This is a genomic window from Mesorhizobium sp. WSM4850, assembly GCF_055811735.1.
The window spans coordinates 1-1,231 of the sequence record NZ_JBVVPV010000136.1; the positions used below are offsets into that span (position 1 = coordinate 1).

Sequence of the window (1,231 nt, forward strand, 5' to 3'; positions counted from 1 at the left end):
AGACATCGCGAACAGGTGTGCGAGGACATCGCGAACAGTTTGCCATGCTATAGAGCCAGGGCATTGAGGTCGATGGTTTCTATTTTCTGGTGTCTGAACCAGGCGTCGAAGACGCCGTCGGCAGCGGTTGGGCGAAAGGCGACGGATTTGCCGGCGAAGGCCCTGCACAGGCGCATGGTGTGGCCGAGGATGGAGACGAAGCCATGCTGCTGAACGCGGCGGACGAGATCGTCCTTGGCATAGTCGAACGGCTCGATGATTTCGCGATACTGGCGCTGCGAGACGCGGTAGCGGTCGAGCGGCACAGGGCCGCCAAGCGCGTCGTGCGGGCGCACGGTGTTGTAGACGTGACGCCAGCGATCGAAGGCGTCCTGGGCCTTGGGGATCGGCAAAGGGCGGTCCCTGCAGCGCTTCGGCTTTGAGCGAGCGATGGAAGCGCTCGTCCTTGCCGAGCGTCTGCGGGTGGCAAGGCCTGGAATGGCTGACGGCGACGCCAGCCTCGATCAGCCAGACGGTGAGCAGCGTGAAGTTGTTGCGGCCGCCGTCGCCCCAGGGCGGGCCATTGTCGGTGGCGATACGCCACGGCGGCCGTATCGGCGGAAGGCGGCGATCAGCCTGGCCTTCACGGTTGCGGTGGTCTGATCGGCGCAGGCCGACAGCACGATCGAGAAGCGCGAATGGTCATCGAGCATAGTGAGCGGATGCAGCCGACCGCCACGCAAGGCGACGTGGCCCTTGAAATCCATCTGCCACAAATCGTTGGGAGCTTCGTGCTCGAAGCGGATGAAGGGCTGCGCCCCGCCTCCCAGCGCGATGCCGTTGCGGCGCAGGATGCCGGTCACCGTCGAGGCCGCGGGCGTGCCGATGCCATTGCGGGCGATGACGCGCGCGATCTTGCGTCCATCCCAAGCCGGATGCGCTGCACGCACCGCAAGCGCAGCCGTTTCCACCTCCGGCGCGCACTGCGCCGGGCTCGATCGCGGCCGCCGCGACTGCTCGGCCAGTGCTGCCTCGCCCTCGCTCCGGTAGCGCGAAAGCAGCTTGTGGCCGCACGTCCGTCCGATGCCGAAGCGCCGACACAACGCGCTCACATTCGCCCCCTCCGCCGAGGTCAGCCTCACGAACTCCAACTTCTGCTTCATCGCGCTGTCCTTGAACGGCATCCCGAACCCCCTCGCGCACAACGCGCAAAACTGTTCGCGATGTCCTCGCACACCTGTTCGCGATGTCT

1 pseudogene is annotated in these 1,231 nt (G+C 66.0%); it reads right to left on the reverse strand.

Features of this window, described 5'->3' with window-relative positions:
* Positions 1 to 47: 47 nt before the first annotated feature.
* Positions 48 to 1,163: pseudogene (locus AC0L2Z_RS35260) on the reverse strand (IS481 family transposase).
* Positions 1,164 to 1,231 lie beyond the last annotated feature (68 nt).